At 41.1% G+C, this 1,048-nt stretch carries 1 protein-coding gene and 1 pseudogene; both read right to left on the bottom strand.

Annotated elements, in window-relative coordinates:
- Nucleotides 1-529 (bottom strand): annotated as a pseudogene (locus tag B3O33_RS15025) (GGDEF domain-containing protein); the annotation flags it as partial.
- A gap of 392 nt (nucleotides 530-921) precedes the next feature.
- Nucleotides 922-1,048, bottom strand: a 127-nt coding sequence (locus B3O33_RS15020; RefSeq protein ID WP_292363901.1) for a universal stress protein, incomplete at its 5' end; no start/stop codon positions are given.

Here is a 1,048-nt window from a genome sequence, read left to right as displayed (position 1 = left end):
ATTCTTTCCTCAATTTAATAATTTCCTGACTGGTTTGCGCCAGTTCTTGTTTTAATTCGCTGCTTGACTGTCCCATTTTTCGTGTGTTGACAAGAATTTCAGCCAGTACTCCTTTAATCTCGGACAGATCTTGTGATTGTTCCAGTTTATTTTGTTGAAGTGCTAAATCTTCAGAAAAATCATCTGCAGCCAGTTCAACCCGATTAATTTGATTCATCGTGTTGTCGACGACCAGCCGGAGTCCATTATTGGTTGCCTCAAGCCTTTCTGGCATACCCATTAAAACGTACTTTTCATAAAGCTGTTGAGTCAGTTCCGGGGTGATTTTCTCCTGTTGTTGCAATCGACTGTCAATGGCTTTCTTTAATGCCTGATTGGTCCCTGCCACATATTCGTACCAGACGGCGTAATTAACCGGGTTAACAGGTGTTTGGTGCTGATTGATAAAGGGTAGTGCACGGCGCAGGTTTTCAGAGGCCTGATGAAAAGGTTCAGTGTAAACGGGAGGGAATGAGGATGGCGTTGACACAAAATATCCTTACTTAGTGAAGGTTGTCCAAGTTAATCCAGCTTAAATTAAAACCGTATCAATCATTTAACTATTTGAGATGAATTAGCCACAGGGCTGGTAGGGAATAATAAACAAACTATTGTAAAAAACAAAGCAAACTATTATGCAGTGACAAATAACAGAACAAAGTTGGAATGAGGCATGACAAACTTTTCCTCGTAATAAATTCAATTAAAAACCAGTTCTGATTAATGAAGATAGAATGATCACAATATGACCATTACGGCAGAAAACAAGCCGCAGATGATGTCGGGAACTGGTTAATGGATCTGCATGATAACCTGTTAAGGTAGATAATCAACCAAAGCTGACACATCCCGAAACAGTCAGACATATGAGTCAGATGCGGGTTAGTTTTCGTCCAGCAATCTGACGGCCAATACATCGCAACGGGCATGATGCAGAATAGCGTTGGCTGTTGAACCTAGCAGCATTTTAATTCCTTTGCGACCATGAGATCCCACGACGATCAGATCG

Source organism: Methylophaga sp. UBA1464, assembly GCF_002325665.1.
Lineage (GTDB): Bacteria > Pseudomonadota > Gammaproteobacteria > Nitrosococcales > Methylophagaceae > Methylophaga.
This window is presented reverse-complemented; position numbering and strand designations above follow the sequence as displayed.